The sequence below is a fragment of the Caulobacter sp. genome (assembly GCF_035254145.1).
Lineage (GTDB): Bacteria > Pseudomonadota > Alphaproteobacteria > Caulobacterales > Caulobacteraceae > Caulobacter.
In genome coordinates this window covers 1-20071 of the sequence record NZ_DATFAV010000270.1, presented here as the reverse complement: position 1 = coordinate 20071, position 20071 = coordinate 1, and the positions used below count along the sequence as shown (strand labels likewise).

Sequence of the window (20071 nt, the reverse complement as noted above, 5' to 3'; positions counted from 1 at the left end):
CTTCCGCATGGGCCTGCTGCCGGTGGAAGTGCCGTTCGACTTCTACAAATCGGTGGAAGTGAAGACCGGCGGCTACCCCGCCGAGTTCGGCCGTTCGACCGGCGGCTTCGTCAACGCCATCACCAAGTCGGGCACGAACAGTTTCCACGGCGGCGTGACCGCCACCTGGGAGCCGGGCGACCTGCGCGACAACGCTCCCAACACCTTCCGCAACAACTATGAGGACGCCACGGCCGAGCGCGAGGAGTGGGTGGCCGAGTTGGGCGGGCCGATCCTCAAGGACCGCCTGTTCTTCTACGGCCTCTACAACCAGCGCAAGCTGAAGACCTTCACGCCCCAGGCCACCGGCGCCAACGCCACCCGCGTCACCGACGACGCGCCGTTCTGGGGCGGCAAGCTGGATGGCTGGCTGACCAGCAAGCAGCACCTGGAGTTCACCTATTTCGACACCACCAAGGACGTGCGCAATCGCAGCCTGAACTACGATCCGGCGACCAAGACGGTCGGGGCGGAGACGGGCGGCACCAACCAGCGCTCGGGCGGCGAGAATTATATCGGCCGCTACACCGGCACCTTCACGCCCTGGTTCACCCTGTCGGCGGCCTATGGCGTCAACAAGTTCCGCGACGGCCAACTGCCGTTGGACACTACTCATGAGCAGGTTGTCGACTACCGGACCAACACGGCCGGCGTGAACATTGGCCTGAACAAGGTCACCGACGCCCAGTCGTTCAACGACGACAAGCGCACGTTCTACCGCGCCGACGCCGACTTCAACTTCGACCTGTTCGGGGCCCACCATCTGCGGATCGGCTACGACCACGAGAAGAACACCGCGACCCAGTTCTTCGAGACGATCGGCCGGGGGGCCTTCAAGCTGTACCGCTCGAACGGTGCGGACCAGAGCAACCTGCCGGCCGGCGTGGAGTACGTGACCACCCGCGTCTATCGCAACAGCGGCAGCTTCGGCACCGTCAACCAGGCGTTCTACGCCCAGGATCAGTGGTCGCTGTTCAACGACCGCCTGCAGGTCGAGGCGGGCGTCCGCAACGACCGCTTCGACAACCGCAACGCCGAGAACAAGAGCTTCTACGATCCAGGCGACCAGTGGGCGCCGCGCCTGTCGGTGTCGGGCGATCCCTTCGGCGACGGCAAGTCCAAGCTCTACGGCTTCTTCGGCCGCTACTACCTGCCGCTGCCCAGCGATCTGTCGCTGAAGTTCGCCGGCTCGCTGGTTACCTATACCCGCTACAACCTGCTGAACGGCGTCGGCGCCAATGGCGACCCGACTATCGGCGCGGCGATCACCACGGCCAACGGCGTGTCGGCCTGCCCGGACACGGGCGTGTCGAACTGCCTGGTCTCGGCCTCGGGCTTGGTGGCCGACACCGCCGAGTCGATCGCCCATAATCTGAAGCCGCAGTCGGCCGACGAGTTCGTGGTCGGATACGAGCGCCGGTTCGGCGACCTGATCAAGGTGGGCACCTACTTCACCCACCGCGAGCTGAACAGCATCGTCGAGGACGTGGCCATCGACACCGGCGCGCGCGCCTACTGCGTGAAGGCCGGCTTCACCGCCGCCCAGTGCAAGTCCAGCTTCGGCGGCGGCCGCCAGTGGGTGATCGTCAATCCGGGCGAGGACGTGAAGATCCGCCTCAACAGCCTGCCGGACGGCTCCAAGCCGGTGGTCACCCTGTCGGCGGCGGACCTGACCTATCCCAAGCCCAAGCGCGACTACAACGCCCTGACCGCCACCTTCGACCGCGCCTTCGACGGCAAGTGGTCGGTGTCGGGCTCGTACACCTGGGCCAGCCTGAAAGGGAACTATGAGGGCGGCGTGCGCTCGGAGAACGGCCAGCTGGCGATCAACACCACGGCCGACTTCGACTCGCCGGGCTTCCTGAACGGCGCCGACGGCTACCTGCCCAACCATCGCCGCCACACCTTCAAGGCCTATGGCAGCTACCAGGTGAACGACTGGCTGACGCTGGGCGGCAACGGCCTGGTCCAATCGCCGCGCAAGTACAGCTGCATCGGCATCGTGCCCAAGGATGTCGATCCCACCGCCTACGGCTACCAGGGCTACGGCTTCTACTGCCAGGGCAAGGTCGTCGAGCGCGGCTCGGCCTTCGAGGGCGACTGGCTCACCCAGTTCAACGCCTCGGCGGTGGTGACCATCCCGACGCCCGGCGACCGGTTCGACGCCTCGCTGCGGCTGGACGTCTTCAACCTGTTCAATTCGCACGCGGCGACCGCCTATCACGAGTTCGGCGACGTGGGCGGCAGCGGCGTGGCGGACACCAACTACCGCAAGCCGGTCGAGTACCAGACACCGCGCTATGCGCGGATCCAGTTGCGCGTCGCCTTCTAGCGATCGCGCCGCCCCCGGCCGCACTCCACCAACCCCCCGGCGGCCGGGGGCGCTCTTCATGCGCCAGGACTCAAGCGGTAGTGTCTTGGAAGACCTTGTCGGCGAGTCGCCGCCGACGGAGACGGACAGAGAATGCTCAAACGCCACGATCGTCAGCGCGACATCCTCAACATGCTGGAGCCCAATCAGACGCGCGCCATCGCCGACATCGCCAAGGCGCTGTCGGTCTCGGAGGAGACGATCCGGCGCGAACTGCGGGTTATGGAGGAGGCGGGGTCGATCGTGCGCCTGCACGGCGCGGTCCGCCTCCCGCCGCAAGAGATCGAGGGGCCGTTCGACCTGCGAATGCAGAAGAACGTCGCGGGCAAGACCCGCATCGCCGAGGCGGTGGTCAAGTTCATCGCCGACGGCGACACCCTGTTCCTCGACAGCGGTTCGACCTCCTGTTTCGTGGCCAAGGCGCTGGGCGAGCATCGTCAGCTGAAGATCATCACCAACTCGCTGGCCGTGGCCCAGGCCGTGCGCAAGGACCGGGGGCATACGCTGTTCCTGGCGGGCGGCGAGCTGAACGCCGCCTATCAGGCCTTCTCGGATCGTTACGCCCAGGACTTCCTGGCGGGCTTCCGGCCCAGCCTGTCGATCCTGACCGTCGGCGCCGTGAGCTTGGAGCATGGCCTGATGGATCATTCGCCAAGCGAGGCGATCATGAGCCGCATTGCCTATTCGACGGCCAGTCGCGTGCTGTTGGCGGTCGACCACGGCAAGTTCGGCCGAATCGGCCTGGTCCACACCGCCGCGCTCAAGGACGTCGACATCCTGGTGACTGACGAGCCCCTGACGCCGGCGTTCCAGGACGCCTTCTCCCACGCCGAGGTCGTCGTCGCCTGAACAACGCCGTCGCCGCGGCGACGAGTGCTCTGCGATCCGAAAGTCCCGTTCCCGGGCCCGCATCAATGTCCGATATTGACGCTCCAACGACGTCGCGACGGTCCAGCGACGGATGGTCCCCGTGTTTGCGGCCGGCTTCAAGGAACTGGCGGACCGGGTCAAGGGTGAGGACGCCGGCTGAGGCTACTGCGCCGATCACTCGTGCCGCAGCGCATCCATCGGGTTAAGCTGCGCGGCGCGACGGGCGGGGAAATAGCCGAAGACGATGCCGATTGCGGCCGAGAAGGCGAAGGCCACGGCGTTGATGGTCGGATTGAAGATGAACGGCAACCCCATCATCGGCGTCAGGATGAGGCTGGAGATCAGGGCCAGCGCCAGGCCGAGCAGCCCGCCGAGGCTGGCGAGCGCCACCGCCTCCACCAGGAACTGCATCAGCACGTCCCGTCCCAGGGCCCCGATGGCCAGCCGAATGCCGATCTCGCGGGTCCGCTCGGTCACTGAGACCAGCATGATGTTCATGATGCCGATGCCGCCGACCAGCAGGCTCACCGCCGCCACCGCCCCCAGAAGCGCCGTCAAGGTGCGCGTGGTGCTCTGAAGCGCTTCGGAAATCTGCTGGGTGTCGAAGATGTTGAAGTCGTCGGCCTTGCCGGACCGAAGCCCCCGTCGCTCGCGCATCAGGGAGCGGATCGACGCCTGTACGGTCTTGGAGTCATAGGCGGGGTCGACCGAGATGATGATCGTGCCGACGTCGTGGTTTCCCGTGATCCGCCTTTGTACTGCCTTCACCGGCATGATGACGACGTCGTCCTGATCCCCCGGGCCCATGCTGGAGCCGCGCTCGGCCAGGACCCCCACGATCTCGCATGACAGGTCGCGAATGCGGAAGGATCCGCCGACCGCCGTGTCCGTGCGGAAGAGGTTGGTCCGCAGCGTCGAGCCGATGATGCAGACGGTCTTGCCCGCGCTTTCCTCGGCGGCGGTGAAGGTGCGGCCCTCGGCCACCGACCAGGCCTGAGCCCTAAGATACTCGTCCGTGGTGCCGTAGATCGTGGTCGACCAGTTGGCCGCGTTGCGCACCGCCAGCCCCGAGGCCTGGACCAGCGGCGATACGGTAATGACGCCGGACACCTGTTCGCGCAGCGCGGACAGATCGTCGGTCTTGAAGTTCTTGGGCTGGGATCCGCCGCCGCCCCGCATGAATCCCTGGCCGGGCCGGATCTGCAGGATGTTGGCGCCGAGGCTGGAGATCTGCTCCTGCACCGCCGCCGTCGCCCCGTTGCCCAGGGTCACCATGGTGATCACCGACCCTACGCCGATGACGATGCCAAGGACGGTCAGGAAAGACCGCATGAGGTGGCGGCGGATCTCCCGCGCCGCCAATCCCACGGTGGTGAAGAGCATGCCGTTCATGCCGTCGCTCCAGACCGAGCCTGGTTCTCTTCAATGCGCTCCACCAGGCCGTCCCGAAAGTGCACGGTCGTATGGGCGAACTCGGCCATGTCGGGTTCGTGCGTCACCATCACGATGGTGATGCCGGATTCCACGTTGAACCGGTCCAGTAGCTGCATGATCTCGATCGAGCGGGCGGTGTCGAGGTTGCCGGTGGGCTCGTCAGCGAGCAGCACCTGAGGCTTGGCCACGATGGCGCGCGCGATGGCGACACGCTGCTGCTGGCCCCCGGACAATTCCGAAGGTGTGTGGTGGGACCAGGCCTCCAGACCGACCTTCTTCAGAGCCTCCATCGCCATGTCGCGGCGGACGCTGCGCGCCTCGCCGCGGTAAAGCAGGGGCAGCTCGACGTTCTCGAGCGCGCTGGTGCGCGCCAGCAGATTGTAGCCCTGGAAGATGAAGCCCAGATAGCGGCGTCGCAGCAGGGCTCTCTGATCCTGGTCGAACCGCTCCACGTGCTGTCCCATGAACAGGTATTCGCCGCCGGTGGGCGTATCGAGGCAGCCCAGGATGTTCATCATCGTGGACTTACCCGAGCCGGAGGGGCCCATGACCGCCACGAAGTCCCCGGCGTTGATCGTGAGGTCGATCCCCCTCAGCGCCTGGAACGCCGCATCCCCCTCGCCGAACGCCTTGGTGATCCGCCGCAGCGAGATGATCGGCTCCGCCGTCACTTGGTGTCTCCAGCGAGCTGGCCGGTGACCACCTTCATGCCCGCCTTCAGGTCAGGGCTCGTGACCTCCATCTGGCGGCCGTTGCTATCGCCAGCCTTCACCGGGATGGCCCGCAGACGATTGTGCTCGGTGAGCACGTAGATCGTCTGGTGACTGCCGCGACCGATCGCGACATCGCTCGAACTCTGCTGCTGGCGCGGACCGCGGGGCAGCATGCTCATCAGCCCGCCGCCGCTCGAGGCCTCGGTCGTCGACGGGGTGAACCGCAGGGCGGCGTTGGGGACGAGCAAGACGTTCTTCTTGAGGGCGGCCAGAATCGAAGCGGTTCCCGTCATGCCCGGCCGCAGCGCCAGGTCCGCATTGGCGGCGGTGAGGACGGCCGTATAGGCCACCACCTGTCCCGACCCGCTCGAGCTGGAGGTCGTGGTCGAGCCCATGTCCAGGCGCTTGACGATGGCGTTGAAGGTGCGGCCTGGATAGGCGTCTACCTGGAAGGTCGCCGTCTGGCCGTCCTTGACCTGGCCGACATCGGCCTCGTCGACCTTTACCTCCAACTGCATCTTGGACAGGTCCTCGGCCAGGGTGAACAGGACCGGCGCGTTCAGGGTGGCGGCCACGGTCTGTCCCGGCTCCACCGCCCGCGACAACACCACGCCGTTCACCGGCGAGCGGATATAGGTCTTGGAAAGCTGGGTGCGGTTCGACGACAGCGTGGCCTGCGCCTGGGCGACCCCGGCGTGGGCGGCCTGCAGATTGGCCTCGGCCCGCGCCCTGGTGGCGCGCGCGGTGTCGAGGTCTGTGGCGGCCGGCGCCTTGCCGCCTGACAGGCGGTTGACCGTCTCCAGCCGTGTCAGACTGGACTCGGCCTCCATCAGCGTCGCTTTGTTCTGCGCCACCGTGGCCTTGGCCGAGGCCAGGGAGGCCTCGCTTTCGTGGACCGTATCGAGCAGCCGCGAGGTGTCGAGTTGAGCGAGCACCTGACCTTGAACGACGCGGTCGTTGTTGTCGACATTGACCTTGCTGACGATGCCCGAGAGTTCCGAGCCGACCTCGACCTCGTTCGTCGGCGCGAGATTGCCGGTGGCCGACACCGTGACCTTCAGGTCGGCGCGCACGACGTCCTCGGTCGCGTACTGCGGCTTGTCGCCCCCGCCCCGCAGAAGCAGGAACGCCACCACCAGCAGCAGCGCCACGCCCCCCAAGATCACCACCCATGCAATCGGCCGGCGGAGGAGCGAAGTCGACGTCCCGCCGAGAAATTGGTCGATGGCGGCGCGGTCTTCGGGCTTGGAGGCGGGCGTCTGGTCCATGGGGTCTCAGGGTCCTCTAGCGGGCGGAGACGCTCGGCGGCTGAGGCGCGGCCTGCCAGCCGCCGCCAAGGGCCTTGTAGAGCTGTACGGCGGAGGTCGAGCGCGCCACGCGGGCCGACGCCAGGCTGTCTCGGCTGGAAAGCAGGGTGCGCTCGGATTCGAGCAGCGACTGGAAATCGATCAACCCCGAGCGGTAGCGGACGCGCGCGATCTCGGCGGCGCTTTGCGCGGCGCTCTCGGCCGCCGCTAGGGCGCGTTCTCGCCGGTCGGCGGTCGACACCCCTACAAGGGCGTTCTCTGCCTCCTCCAGAGCGGTGAGCACCGTGGAGCGGTAAGACGCCAGGGCGGCGGCCGTCGTGGCGCGCTGCGCCTCGACCTGCGCGTGGATTTGTCCGCCGTGAAAGATCGGCGCGGTGATCCCAGCGACCAGGGCGCCCGCCAGGTCGTCGGTCGCCTTGCCGAGGGTGCCGCCGGTGTCACTGAAGGCTCCGCTGAGCGTGAGGGCCGGATAGAGCTGGGCCTTCTCGACGCCGATGCGGGCGGTCTCGGCGGCGAGGGTGCGCTCGGCCAGCGCCACGTCCGGCCGCCGCCGAACGACGTCGGCGGGTATGGCGCTCGCCTGCGCCTTGGGCGCGGCGGGCGCGTCGCGCGCCGGCTCCAGCAGGGCGGTGACCGATCCAGGCGCCGCGCCTAGGAGCACGGCTAGGCGGTTCGCCGCCTTGCCGTAGTTGCTTTGCAGCGTCGGCACGGTCGCGGCCGTCTGCGCTTGCAGCTGGCGCGCCTCCTCCAAGTCGAGCGCGCTGACAAGGCCTGCCTGGAGGCGCCAGCTCACGATCTCCACCGTGTCGTCGAGCGCCGTGAGGGTGTCTTGCGCGATGCGCAGCCGGGCCTGGGCCTCCCGCGCGTCGAAATAGTTGAGGGCGATCTCCGAAGCGACGGTGAGCTGGGCGGATCGCAGGCTCGCCTCGGTTCCCTCAGCCGTGGCGCGGTACGCCTCCGCCGACCGGCGCCGTCCGCCGAACAGGTCGACCTCATAACTGGCGTCGAAGCCGGTCTGGAAGCTCGCGCGGCTGGCGGACGTCGTATCGCCGACCTCGCGCGTCGCCGAGCCGGAGACGTCCAGGCTTGGCAGCAGGGCGCCGCGAGCCGACCTCAGGTCGGCCCGCGCCTTGCGCACGCGCGATCCTGCCTCGTCGATGTCGAGATTGGCCCTCAGGCCGCGGTCCACCAGCTCCGATAGCGTCGGATCGTCAAACGCCCGCCACCACAGCGCCAGATCAACCTCGGCGCCCGCCGATTGACCCGTCGACGCCGCGAACCGCTCGGGAATGTTCAGCTGAGCGATTGTCGGCGAGCGGTAGTCGGGACCGACCGCGCAACCGGCGAGCAGGACCGCTGAACAGCTGGCGGCCAGCGATATGGGAGCATAGCGGCTCAATCGTCCTTCCCTCTTTGGCGCCGCGACACGGCCCAGAGAATCGTCTGCCGAACCCGCCGGGTCGCCGCATTGATGTGGCGCAAGACAGAGAGGACGCCCGAAGGGCGGGTCCCCACCGTCCCGGCGAGGTCGCGGCACCCATCCGGCGTGGCCTTCGCAAGCATCGCAGACAAATTACCACCCTGCCGCGGCCCCGACGCCGCCAACGTGTCCCCGTCATGGCCAAACTATGCCGTCGCCGACGGGCCGAAGTTGGGCGTTGCCTGACGGGATGTTCCATCCTGTGTCGTCGGAGTCATCCGCGGTTACGCCTCGGATGGGCGAGGAGCGCGGGCGGGCCGCGTCCTGACGGCGACCGAGCGGACCTCGGGGTTGGACGGCGACGCTTCGCCGGCCGCGGGCCTGCGTTCTCTAGTTGTAGCTGGCCAGCAAATCCTAAGCGTCGCTTGCCCCTTCGCCGACGGATCGCCGCGACCAATATCCCCTTCACCTAGCTGCGTAACATCTTCGCCTCTGCGTTAACGAAGGAGCAGAACCGCAGATTCTGACTCTTAGGCGACCTTGGAAAGGTCCGCTCATCGGTGATCAGCACGTGGCGCGGCTGTGGATAGGTTCACGGCGGCGAAGAGCAGCTTTCGGTCTTCGCGGGCGTCTGCGGCGCGCTGCTTCCAGTACGCCAAGTCCAGGACTGGCGGCCGTCCGCCCGTCGGCGGCACATCAATCGCTCGTGCAGGTCGTACATGCCGGGCATGAACCGGGTCGCCGCACGCGGGCGGTCGGCGAAAGCCATGAAGGCGCCGGTCGAACCGAAGGCGTCCCAAGCCGGACCGCCTCGCGAGGTGGGTCGTCCCTTGCGTGCGAAGTTGGTCCAATAGTTCAGCATGGCGTTGGAGAGATTTCGCTCGGTCGCCGTGTCCGGAATGGCGGGCCAGGATGGCGGCGTGGCGGCGATCGTGCCGAAGACGACTGGCACTTCGCTGGCGTGGAAGGCTGCCAGGCCGGCGGCGTCCGCACTCGGATAGCTGTGACTGAAATAGTAGAGGAACGCCGGTTGACCCAGGGCGGCCTGCTTGCGCACCAGGCGTTCGGACGTCCAGCCGAAGACGGCGTCGCGCGTGCTGTCGAGCCCGTTTTGGGCGAGATCGTTGGTCGCCGGATAGAGACGGAGATAGTCGTCGGCTAGGTCGCCGTAGCGGTTCTTGATGATGTCGATGTAGGCCGCGGGGCTCGCCGGAACGGGCGGGGCGAGGAAACGAAGGCTGCGGATCTCGCCGCTATTGAAGCCCGAGATCAGCGGTACGGGGGCCTGCTCACCGTGATCGAAGGTGTCGACCAGCTGGCGCTTCAGCACCTTGCCGTCGATGGTGCCATAGGGGACGTATCCGGTCTTGGCGGTGGCGTCGACGAGTTCGCGCGCGTCCAACGCCCGCAACGCCGCGAGGCTGGGCGCCTTCAGTTGGCTCGCCAGCCACAGGCCGATGTCCTCCGCCGCATACTCCTCTCCCCGCCGGGTGCGCAGTTCGGGCGTAGTGAACAGATAGCCGCTTTGGACGATCGCCTTGTCGAAGGCGCCGCGGGCTTTGGGCGAGGCCAGCAGATATTCGACGCTGAGCGCGCCGGCGGACTCTCCGAAGATCGTCACATTGGACGGATCGCCTCCGAAGGCGGCGATGTTCTCGCGCACCCAATGCAGGGCCTGGATCTGATCGAGCAGTCCGTAGTTGCCGGAGGTGTCGTCGGACGACTCCTTGCTCAGTTCGGGATGCGCCAGATAGCCGAGCACGCCCAGCCGATAGTTGATCGAGACCAGCACCACGCCGCGCTTGGCGAAGGCTTGGCCCGAATACATCGGCGAATGACCGGAGCCCCAGATCAGGGTTCCGCCGTGGATCCACACCATCACCGGCGCCTTGCGCGCCTTGACCGGGGCGGTCACGTCCAGCGTCAGGCAGTCCTCGGACATCGGTGTCTCGCCGCGGTCGTAAGGACCCGCCGCCATGGGCGGCTGCATGCAGGCCACGCCCATGACCTGGGCCTTGCGGACGCCCGTCCAGGGCGGCATCGGCGCTGGAGGCCGCCAGCGGCGGTCACCGACCGGCGGCAGGGCGTACGGGATCGCCTGGAACACCTCGGCGTCGCCCACGCGCACACCTATGATCGAGCCCGCGGGCGCGTTCACGACCGGAGCCCCCGCGGGTGTCGCGGAGGCCGGAACCCCGATCCATGCCGTGACGAACGCACCGAGGGCGACGGCCGCCAGGTGCTTGAAACCTTTCATCGCAGTCTTCCTTCGAAAGCGCGTTCCCTGCGACGGATCAGGCGCGCGAGGATCAGAAACAGGGCCGCGCCGACCAGGTACACGGGGGCGAGGGCGTAATAGGCCGCCTGCAGGGCGTGAGCGCCGTGGGTGGGCCGGAAGAGGTCGCTGAGCGCGCCGACATAGGTCGGCCCCAGGCCCAGGCCGATCAGGTTCATTACGAGCAGCAGCAAGGCGCCGGAGATCACGCGCTGTTCCGGCGGCGCCTCGCCCTGGACGAACGTGACGGTCGCCGACAGGAAGAACGAATTCAGGAACATCGGGAAGCACAGGAACAACAGGGCCACCTGCCAAGTTGGCGCCCAGACGAAGACCAGGAAGAAGGGCAGGGCGAGCAACAGCGAGGCGGCAGGGATTGTCGCATAGGCCGTTTTGCTTCGGGCTGCGAAGTGGTCGACGATCCGTCCCGAGGCGTAGATGCCTGCGCCCATGCCGAGTCCCACGACCAGGGCGTACCAGAGTGCGACATCGCCTAGGCGCATGCCCTTCTCGCGCATTAGGAACAGCGTCGCGAAATTCAGCACGCCGTAGGTGATGAAGTTGCCGGCCCCGCTGGCTAGCGACACCATGGCCAGCAAAGGGTTGCCGAAGAACTGCGCGATCATCGCGAAGAGGCTCGCTGATGGAGCGCCCTTCGTGGGCGGGGCGGCCGGACCATCCATCTGGCCGCGTAGGGGCTCGCGGACGACCAGATACACCACGAGAGCTGTGATCACGCCGACGCCGCCGATGACGTAGAAGGGAATGCGCCAGCTGGAGGCCGAAGCCAAGGCCGCGCCGAAGGCCACGCCCAGCGCCGAGCCCAGCGGCGGGCCGAGGTTGAAGATCGCCATGGCCGTGGTCCGCCGCTCGCGCGGGAAGGAGTCGGAGATGATGGCGTAGGATGGGGGCACGCCGCCCGCCTCGCCAACGCCGACCAGCATGCGGGCGACGACGAGCTGTCCGTAATTGCCGACCATGCCGCAGGCCGCCGTGGCGGCGCTCCAGAGCGCGCAGGCCAGCGCCAGGACCTTCACGCGACTGGTGCGGTCGGCCAGCCAGCCGACGGGGATGGCGATGAAGCAGTAGAAGAGGGCGAAATAGAAGCCGGTGATCATGCCCAGCTGCCCATCGGTGATCTTCAGGCCGTCCTGGATGGGCTTGGCCAGGATCGAGATCAGCTGGCGGTCGAGGAAGTTGAGTACGTAGACGAAGCACAGGATCGCCAGGGTGATCCGAGCGACGACCCGCCTCGAAGGCGGCTGTCTCGTTTCTTCGGAGTCCATGTCTAAGCTTGCCTCTGCGGATACATGAACGCCCGTCGGCGCTCGGCTTCTCATCCCAGGATTATTGTCGGTCGCCCGCCGCCTGGGAGGAAAGGACGGGCGGGCGACCTCGTGGCGACGACGCGCGCGATCAGAAGTGCTTGCGTAGGTTCAGCGCCACGTAGCGGCCGATGGGGTTATAGGCGCCGCCGATCCCATCGGAGGCCGGGAAGAACGGCGGCTTCTGGTCGAATATGTCGTTCACCTGCAGGCCCAGCTCGGTTCCCTTTGTCAGGCCGGTATCGGGCAGCATCATCGAGGCGCGCAGATCGACCGTCGTGTAGTCGCCGGCGTGATAGCCCGCGACGCCGGTGGGGGTGGCGTACTGGCTTCGCACGCCCGCGCGATAGTTGACGAAGCCGACAAGGTTGAACCGCCCCCTCTGAGCCCCGAGCGTGCCGCGCGCCGTCGCCTTGGGCACGCCGAGCAGCAGACTGTTCGAGATCGGCGCCGTCGGCGAGAGCTGGGTTTCGAAGTGGAGGATGTAGTTGGCGGCAAGGCCGGCATAGAGCGCGCCGAAGCGGGTCGGCTGGCGGTATCCCAGATCGACGTCCAGGCCGTCCGTCTTCCGCACGCCGAAATTGCCTTGCCGGAAATCGAGCAGGTTGCCGATCGGGGGAAGGGCTCCCGCCGCGAAATTGACCGGCACGGCGATGGCCAGAAGGCTCGACAGCTGAGCAGCCGTGGGATTGCGGAAGACGACCGAGGCGAAGGTGGGGTCGGTGAAGGCGATGGCGCCGCCCGGCGTCCCGATCACATTGGTGTAGCGGATATCGTAATAGGTGATGCTGCCTCGGAAATTGGGCATGACCGCCAGACGCAGGTCTACGCCGAACGAGTAGGTCTTGGCCTTTTCCGGCTGCAGGCCGCGATTGCCGCCCAGCAGGAACACGGTGTCGACCTGGGCGGCGCCCCGCAGCGGGTCGCGGAAGGTGCTGCCGGCGATGGCGGCGGCGTTGTAGTAGTAGGCGCCGACCGTGGCCCCCACGTCGCGCAGGCCGGGGGCCCTGAACGAGCGGCCGTAGGTGCCGCGAAGCGTCAAGCCGCTGACCGGCTCCCAGGTAACCCCGACCTTCGGATTCTTGGTCGAGCCGAAGTCGTTGTAGTGATCGTAGCGGCCCGACAGCGACAGGGCCAGGCTGCGCATGAACGGCGCTTCGTTGCCGGCGCCGACGATCGGAATGAACAGCTCGCCATAGACCGACCCGATGTTGCGGGTCAGGTTCTCGGGCACGGGCTGACCGCCGTAGAGCCCTCGCTGCTGGAACGTCTCGTGGCGGTACTCGGCGCCCACGGCGATCTTCAACTGACCACCCGGCAACTCGGCCAGGGGACCGTCGATCTTGGCCGCGCCCAGATAGGTCTTCTGGTGGATGACGAGATCGCCGGCGTAATCGGTGATCTTGGCCGCGACCGGGGGCGAGGTGCCGCTACCGAAGGGATCCAGAGCGGTCGCGGTCGTGGTTCCGTTCGCCGCGGCGTCCAGCGCGGCCGGATTGATCGCGGGCAGGTACGCGTCGTTCCTGGCCCAGTCGTAGGTGCCGTAGACGCTCAGCTTCAGATCGCGAGACAGCTTGGCGTCGACGCCCGCGGACGAGTTGCCGGCGCGGACGCGGAAAACGTTGTCGATATGGTCGGCGCCATAGAGGTTGTCCGTCCGGAACTGGACGAATTCCGTCGTGGCGCCCGTGCCCGGAGGGGTCTTGAAGAACGGGTTGGAGAAGCCGGGCAGGTTGTTGAGGATCACCCCGCCCGAGGCCCCCGCGCCGGCGGGCGGCGGCGCCCGGACCGTGTCCTTGCGATCGGAATAGAGCAGCTCGCTCCATAGGGTGACGCTGTCGCTCAGCTCCTGCTGGGCCGAAAGATAGGCGCTATGCAGCCGTGATTTCGGGACAAGGTCCGTGACCGCGCCATTGTCGCAAAAGTTGGTGGTGTTGGCGACAAGACCGGGCGCGGCGTAGTTGACCGCATAGGCGGTGGTGTTCACCCGCACGTTCGCGGTCGGGCAGACCGTGGTGCGGGTGTCGACGCCGCCGTAGGGACGGAGGTCGACGATGCGATAGTCGCGGTCGCCGCCGACGATGTTGCCGTTCTCGGCATATTGGTAGGCGCCAACGATGGACCCGCTCGCCCACGACTTGCCGAAGAGGCCGCTGGCGCTGAAGGTGTGATAGTCGTCGGCCATCCCGTAGCGGACCGACGCGTCGAAGCCGGAATAGCGCTTGCGCGTGATGAAGTTGACCACGCCCGCGACCGCGTCCGAGCCATAGATCGCCGAGGCGCCGTCCGCGACGATCTCGACGCGTTCGATGGCCAGGTCGGGCAGGAACGGGAAGTCCGGATTGGTCTGGTTCGTGCCGCCCGCGACCAGCCGGTGACCGTTCATCAGCGGCAGGGTCGCGCTGGCCGGCAGGCTGCGCAGCCCCGGCGCGAAGGCGCCGGCCCCGCCGTTGGCGGCCCGGGGCGCGGTGTTGAAGCTGTTCAGTTGCGGGACGCTGGCCAGCAACTCCGGCGTCGTGTTCGCACCGACGGCCTTGATGTCGTTGCGCGAGACGCTGATCAGGTTCGAGCCGGTGGGCGGCACGCCCCGAATGCTCGTGCCGGTCACGACGACCTCGGAGACCACCTCCGGGGCGTCCTGCGCGGCCTGGGCCCCGGCGACGCCCGGAGCGAGCAGCATGAGCGCCAGCGCCGATGCGCTGGTCCGACCAAGACGGATTCTGCCGGTAGAAGAATTTCCCAAGGTATCCCTCCCTTATGTGATGCGGCTCTGCTGGGCGGCGGCCGCATTCTCCCTGTTGCCGGGAGTGTCCATTTTCGCTTCGACGATGGTCTCAGGCCCCAGCCTTGGCCGGCGCCTGAGACGCCTCGCCGTTCCCGTGGCGTAGCTGCCACGCGCGGGCTGAGCGCGGGACGGCTGACTATCGATGTCGAAGGGGCAAGGGGTTGGCCATAGCGCGGATGACACCGTGATTTGACACAAGTGACCAACTCGCGACGCGCCTTGACGGGCTTGGCGACCGTGCGATGAAAGCGGGGCGAGCGCCTCAAGAACGACGCCGTCTGACGGGGAAGGATAGAACGCTGGAACACGGCCTGGACGGCGAGGCGGTGGCGGCTCTGCTGGGCGGGGCCGTCCTGAAGGGCAAGGAGCCGGACGTCATTCTGCGTCGGGCGCTGATCGACCCAGGCGTCTACGCCAATCCCGACGCCGCGATCGACGGCCCTTCGCTCGTGCGCTTGGTGCGTGAGATCCAGTTCTCCCTGGACGACGTCTATCTGGGCTTCATGGCGCAAGAGTGCCGGATGGCGCTTGAGACCGAGCGACTGCTGTCGTTCCTGAACTGCGCGACCTTCGGCGAGGCCTTGCGGGTCAGCATCCGGTTCACCAACGCGATGTCGACGGATGTCGGGCCGGGCATCGTCGAGGAGCACGGCGCGGGGCTGCAGCACATCTGCAAGTACCACACCGTGCCCGGCGTGGACCGGGACATCCTGGTCTGGATCCGCTTTGTGTGGATCTATCACCTCTTCAGCTGGCTGATCGGGCGTCCGCTGGCCCTGCGTGAGGTGTCCGTGCGCGCGCCACGGCCCCTGCAGCGCAACGGCTTCGATCGCTTCGCACTATTCAGCTGCCCCGTGCGCTTCGAAGCGCCGCTCGATGCTCTCAGCTATGACTTCAGCGACCTGACCGTCCGGCTGGTTCATGGGTCGATCCAGGAATACGACGACTACTACGCCAGCGCGCCGGACTGGTTCGCCGCGCCGGCCGGCGAACCCAGCTGGCGCGAACGCACCCAGCAGGTGCTGATCGAACTGCAGAAGGCCGGCCTGTGGTCGGCGCCGATCGAGGTGGTGGCGGCGCGCCTGCGGACCCGCCCGAGGCGCCTTCGGCACGACCTCGCACTTGAGGGCGAAAGCTTCCTGGATATCAGGACCCGCCTGCGCGGCGAGTTGGCGAGCGCCTATCTGCTAGGCAGCGATACGCCGGTCACGGCGATCGGTTTCGCGCTCGGGTTCAGCGAGCCGGGAAGCTTCTCGCGGAATTTCTTCGCCTGGGCGGGCATGGCGCCGTCGGCCTACCGCGCGGCCTATGCCAATGACGCGGCCAAGGTCGCCGCCGCCACGGCCCTGCTCAAGACGCGGCGTATCGCCTAGGACCGGTCACTTCCGGCAAATCGTTTTGTCAGTCTCGCCATGTTCTTCCTCCTGGCGAGTGTCAGTTTCCCCGAACTTCCGACGGTGGAAAGCCACTGCGACGCGAGAAGGTGGGGAGGGAATGAGCCAGGACACTAGTGGCGCGAGCCTTGATAACGCAGCGTCGACTGACGGGGCGGAGCTCCCCCCCATCCCGCAGATCCGCCTCTATCGCGAGTGGCTCGAGCGCGAACGCGGCCTGCGGTTCGCCGACCATGAGGCGATGTGGCGTTGGTCGACGACCGATCTGGCGGCGTTCTGGCGAAGCATCTGGGATTATCATGGCGTCCAATCGCCTACGTCCTTCACGGCTGTGGTGAAGGGCGAGATGCCGGACGCGACCTGGTTCGACGGCGCCCAGGTCAACTATGCCCGCGAGGTCTTTCGTCACGTCGAGATGGCCGACGCCGCCGGTCAGCCGGCGATCGTCGCGGAGGACGAGCAGGGGCGGAGCGTCGAGATCAGCTGGCGGACGCTGCGCGAGCGCAGCGCCTCCCTGGCCCTGGAACTGCGTCGCAACGGCGTGGCGCGCGGGGACAGGGTGGCGGCCTATCTGCCCAACATCCCCGAAGCCGTTGTCGCTTTCCTCGCCTGCGCCAGTCTCGGCGCCGTGTGGACCTTGTGTTCCCCCGATATGGGCGCGCCGGCCGTGCTGGACCGCCTGCGACAGGCTTCGCCCAAGGTCCTGATCGCCGTCGATGGCGTCTTCTATGGCGGCAAGGCGATGGACCGCGTCGCCACGGTCCTGGAGATCAGCGCGGCTCTGCCCACCGTGTCGGCGCTGTTCGTGCTCGACACCGGGCACAGCCCGTCGCGCATCGTCGACGCCGTGGACCTGACGACGGCGATGGCCCGGCGGGACGAAGAGGTCGCCGCGTTCGAGCCCGAGCCGCTGCCGTTCGATCATCCGCTATGGATCCTCTATTCCAGCGGCACAACGGGCCTGCCCAAGGCCATCGTCCACGGGCACGGCGGGGTCATCGTCACGACTATCGTCGGCAACATGCATCTGGACCTTGGCCCTAGCTACGCCCGCAACTCGTTCGGCGAGCGTTTCCACTGGTACAGCGCCACGGGCTGGGTGATGTGGAACCAGCAGGTTGGCGGGCTGATGAGCGGCACGACGATCTGTCTGTTCGACGGCTCGCCCAGCGGCTCCAAGGCGCGGCCGGACTGGAGCGTGCTCTGGGACTTCGCCGAGCGCCGGGGCGTGACCTGGTTCGGCGCCGGCGCGGCGTTCTACAGCAGTTGCCAGAAGGCCGGCGTCGCCCTGGCCGATCGGCCGGCGCTCCGCGCGATCCGGGCCTTGGGTAGCACCGGCTCACCCTTGCCCGCCGATGTCCAGCTCTGGGGAACCGATCAGTTCGCCCGCCTTGGGCGCGCGTATATCTGGTGGTGCAACATCAGCGGCGGCACCGATATCGCCGCCGCGTTTCTGACGGGCCATCGCGAACTGCCCGCCGCGCCTGGCCGGCTGCAATGCCGCCACCTCGGCGCCGCCGTCGAGGCCTGGAACGAGGAAGGCCAATCCGTGATCGGCGAGGTGGGCGAGCTGGTCTGCACCCAGCCCTTCCCGAGCATGCCGCTCTATTTCTGGGGCGATGCGGACGGCGGCCGCTACCGATCCTCCTATTTCGCCATCTGGCCGGGTGTCTGGCGGCACGGTGACTGGCTGCGCATCGAGACCGACGGCAGCTGCTCGATCAGCGGGCGCAGTGATGCGACGATCAACCGGCATGGGCTGCGCATGGGCACGGCGGAGATCTACGCGGCGGTGGAGGGCCTGCCCGACGTCGCCGACACGATGGTCGTGGATATCGAGGACGATCGCGGCGGCAGTCAACTCCTGATGTTCGTGACGCCCGTCGCCGGCCGCCGGCTGGACGCCGACATAACGACTCGCCTGGGCGAGGCCATCCGCGCCAGCCTCTCGCCGCGCTTCATTCCGGACAGGTTCATCGAGGCGCCGGGCATTCCGCGCACCCTGTCGGGCAAGAAGCTGGAGCTCCCCGTTAAGCGCCTGTTCCAGGGCTGGCCCGTCGCCAAGGTGATCAACCGCGACACCATCGCCAATCCGGAACTCGTCCCCTGGTACGTGGAGCAGGCGACCCGCAAGGAGGAACGGCCATGAAGATCGGTGTCGTCGGGGCCGGGCTGATGGGCGGCGAAATCGCGCTCGTCTTCGCCCTGGGCGGGTTCGAGGTGCTGCTCCATGATCGCGATGCCGCCGTCCTGCGGCGCGCGATCGACCGCCAGACCGCGCTGTTGGACAAGGGCGTGGCGCGCGGGATGTACGCCGCGTCGGACAAGGACGAGGCGTTGGCGCGGATCACCCCAGTCGCCGCCATCGACCAGCTTTCCGAATGCGACCTGGTCAGTGAGGCGGTGTTCGAGGCGCTGGACGTCAAGCAGGCGGTCCTCGGGGCGCTCGACGCAATCTGCAAGCCCGGCTGCATACTGACCTCGAACACCTCGACCCTGCCCATCTCCACCCTGAGCGCGGCGCTCGCGCCCGCACGCCGTCCGGCGTTCGTCGGGGCGCATTTCTTTTCGCCCGTCTCGCGAATGGCGCTTGTCGAAGTCATCTCAAGTTTCGACACCGCCCCGGCGACCTCCGCTCGGGTTATCGAGATTCTCCAGCGGATCGGCAAGGCGCCGATCGTGGTCAAGGACGTCGCCGGCTTCGCGGTCAACCGTCTACTGCACGCGATGCTAATCGAGGCGGTCAAGTTAGTCGAGGAGGGCGTAGCCACGCCCGAGGACCTCGACACGGCCTGCCGTCTGGGGCTGGGCCATCCGATCGGGCCGTTCGCCCTGATGGACGCGGTGTCGTCGGGCCTGTGCCTGCAGGTCCAGCAGATCATGCACGACGCCTACGGGGAGCGCTTTCGCCCGCCGGCTTTGCTGAAGCAGCGCGTGGCGGCCGGCTTCGTCGGCGCGGGCCGGCGGGGCTGGACGCGGAGCTCGATCGAAGGCGCGCCCAAGGCTGAACAATGAGGTTGGCGGCGCGCCTGCTGCGGCGTGTGAGCGCCAGCCCGCTATTCGCATCTCGATAGGGGAGAGTGTGATGTTCAACACGCAACCTCGTGATTTGGCCGAACGCCTTCTCACGGTCCTTCGGCGGTGTCTCGGCTTCGCGGCCGCCGCGATGGCATGGGGCGTGGCGTCGCAAAGCTGGGCGTCGTCGTGCGAGGCGCTCTCCGCCCTGAAGCTGCCGAATACGTTGATCAAGAGCGCGGTGACGGTTCCGGGCGGCGGCATGGCAGGCCTCAAGCTCTCGGCCGATACCCCGGCCTTCTGCCGCGTGGTGGCTTCGGTGCGGCGGGCGCCGGACTCCGATATCGGGGTGGAGGTGTGGCTGCCGCTGACCCACTGGCGGGGCGTCTTCCACGGCAACGGTAACGGCGGCTTCGGGGGCGTGCTCGCCGCCGGGTACGGCGCCATGGAGGTGGGCGTGCGCCGCGGTTACGTTAGCGCCGTGACCGATACGGGAACCTCCCCGGCGACGCCGCTCGACGGCGACGCCCTGATAGGCCACCCGCGCAAGTGGCGCGATTGGGGGCGGCTTTCGACACACGTGATGACCGTGACCGGCAAGGCGATCGCGGAGGCGTACTACGGCGTCAAGCCCGCGCGGGCCTTCTACACCGGATGCTCCACCGGCGGACAGCAGGGCCTGATCGAGGCGCTCTACTATCCCGAGGACTACGACGGCGTGCTGGTCGGAGCGCCGGTCATTAATCGCACCTGGGGGCACGCGGCAGTCCTGTGGAACGATCTGGCGGCCAATCTGGGGCCCAGCGGCCACCTTTCGGACGCCAAGCTCCAGACCCTCAACACCGCGGTCCTGGCGCGCTGCGCGGGTAGCGGTAGCGGTGTGGCGAGCGACCCGTTCGTCGGCGACCCGCGCGCCTGCCGGTTCGATCCGGCTGAACTGCTGTGCAAGAACGGGGACGGCGCCAACTGCCTGACCCAGGCCGAGGTCTCGACAGTCCGCGCTTTCTATTCGGGGCCCACCGATCAGGCCGGCCGCGCGCGGTTTTTCGGGTGGCCCAAGGGCAGCGAAGCGCCGGGCCACTTTGGCTGGGATTTTCTGCAGTCGCGACCGAAGGCGCAGCCG

Annotated in this window: 13 protein-coding genes; 6 read left to right on the top strand and 7 right to left on the bottom strand. The window is 67.5% G+C overall.

Annotated elements, in window-relative coordinates; genetic code table 11:
• Both VJ655_RS16540 and VJ655_RS16535 read left to right on the top strand, forming a co-directional pair.
• A partial coding sequence (locus tag VJ655_RS16540; protein WP_324112965.1) for a TonB-dependent receptor occupies positions 1–2371 on the top strand: 2371 nt, incomplete at its 5' end.
• 132 nt (positions 2372–2503) lie between these two features.
• On the top strand, positions 2504–3259 hold the full coding sequence (locus VJ655_RS16535) for a DeoR/GlpR family DNA-binding transcription regulator (RefSeq protein WP_324112963.1): 756 nt from the start codon (positions 2504–2506) through the stop codon (positions 3257–3259).
• A 195-nt stretch (positions 3260–3454) separates the two neighbouring features.
• On the opposite strand, the gene VJ655_RS16530 is transcribed toward VJ655_RS16535, so the two are convergent.
• The 7 genes from VJ655_RS16530 to VJ655_RS16500 form a co-directional block, all read right to left on the bottom strand.
• Entirely contained in the window at positions 3455–4672 is a 1218-nt protein-coding gene (locus tag VJ655_RS16530) for an ABC transporter permease (RefSeq protein ID WP_324112961.1), read from the bottom strand.
• A complete protein-coding gene (locus VJ655_RS16525; protein WP_324112959.1) occupies positions 4669–5385 on the bottom strand; it encodes an ABC transporter ATP-binding protein in 717 nt (238 codons plus the stop codon). The genes VJ655_RS16530 and VJ655_RS16525 overlap by 4 nt, the downstream gene beginning before the upstream one ends.
• Positions 5382–6695 (bottom strand): efflux RND transporter periplasmic adaptor subunit, encoded by a 1314-nt coding sequence (locus VJ655_RS16520; RefSeq protein WP_324112957.1) that lies wholly within the window; start codon positions 6693–6695, stop codon positions 5382–5384. Before VJ655_RS16520 ends, VJ655_RS16525 begins: the two co-directional genes overlap by 4 nt.
• A gap of 16 nt (positions 6696–6711) precedes the next feature.
• Complete coding sequence (locus tag VJ655_RS16515; protein WP_324112955.1) at positions 6712–8133, bottom strand: efflux transporter outer membrane subunit; 1422 nt, start codon at positions 8131–8133, stop codon at positions 6712–6714.
• Between the two features lie 613 nt (positions 8134–8746).
• Positions 8747–10411: a carboxylesterase/lipase family protein gene (locus VJ655_RS16510; protein WP_324112953.1), complete on the bottom strand. Its 1665-nt coding sequence runs from the start codon at positions 10409–10411 to the stop codon at positions 8747–8749.
• Positions 10408–11715 carry an MFS transporter gene (locus VJ655_RS16505; RefSeq protein ID WP_324112951.1) on the bottom strand — a complete coding sequence of 436 codons (1308 nt, stop codon included), beginning with the start codon at positions 11713–11715 and terminating at the stop codon, positions 10408–10410. Before VJ655_RS16505 ends, VJ655_RS16510 begins: the two co-directional genes overlap by 4 nt.
• A gap of 130 nt (positions 11716–11845) precedes the next feature.
• Positions 11846–14434 carry a TonB-dependent receptor plug domain-containing protein gene (locus tag VJ655_RS16500; RefSeq protein ID WP_324112949.1) on the bottom strand — a complete coding sequence of 863 codons (2589 nt, stop codon included), beginning with the start codon at positions 14432–14434 and terminating at the stop codon, positions 11846–11848.
• A 347-nt stretch (positions 14435–14781) separates the two neighbouring features.
• Here VJ655_RS16500 and VJ655_RS16495 point away from each other — a divergent pair, with 347 nt between their 5' ends.
• The 4 genes from VJ655_RS16495 to VJ655_RS16480 form a co-directional block, all read left to right on the top strand.
• On the top strand, positions 14782–15912 hold the full coding sequence (locus VJ655_RS16495) for an AraC family transcriptional regulator (RefSeq protein ID WP_324112947.1): 1131 nt from the start codon (positions 14782–14784) through the stop codon (positions 15910–15912).
• A gap of 121 nt (positions 15913–16033) precedes the next feature.
• On the top strand, positions 16034–18082 hold the full coding sequence (locus tag VJ655_RS16490; protein ID WP_324112945.1) for an acetoacetate--CoA ligase: 2049 nt from the start codon (positions 16034–16036) through the stop codon (positions 18080–18082).
• Positions 18079–18948: a 3-hydroxyacyl-CoA dehydrogenase family protein gene (locus VJ655_RS16485; RefSeq protein ID WP_324112943.1), complete on the top strand. Its 870-nt coding sequence runs from the start codon at positions 18079–18081 to the stop codon at positions 18946–18948. Before VJ655_RS16490 ends, VJ655_RS16485 begins: the two co-directional genes overlap by 4 nt.
• A 70-nt stretch (positions 18949–19018) precedes the next feature.
• A partial coding sequence (locus VJ655_RS16480) for a tannase/feruloyl esterase family alpha/beta hydrolase (protein ID WP_324112941.1) occupies positions 19019–20071 on the top strand: 1053 nt, incomplete at its 3' end.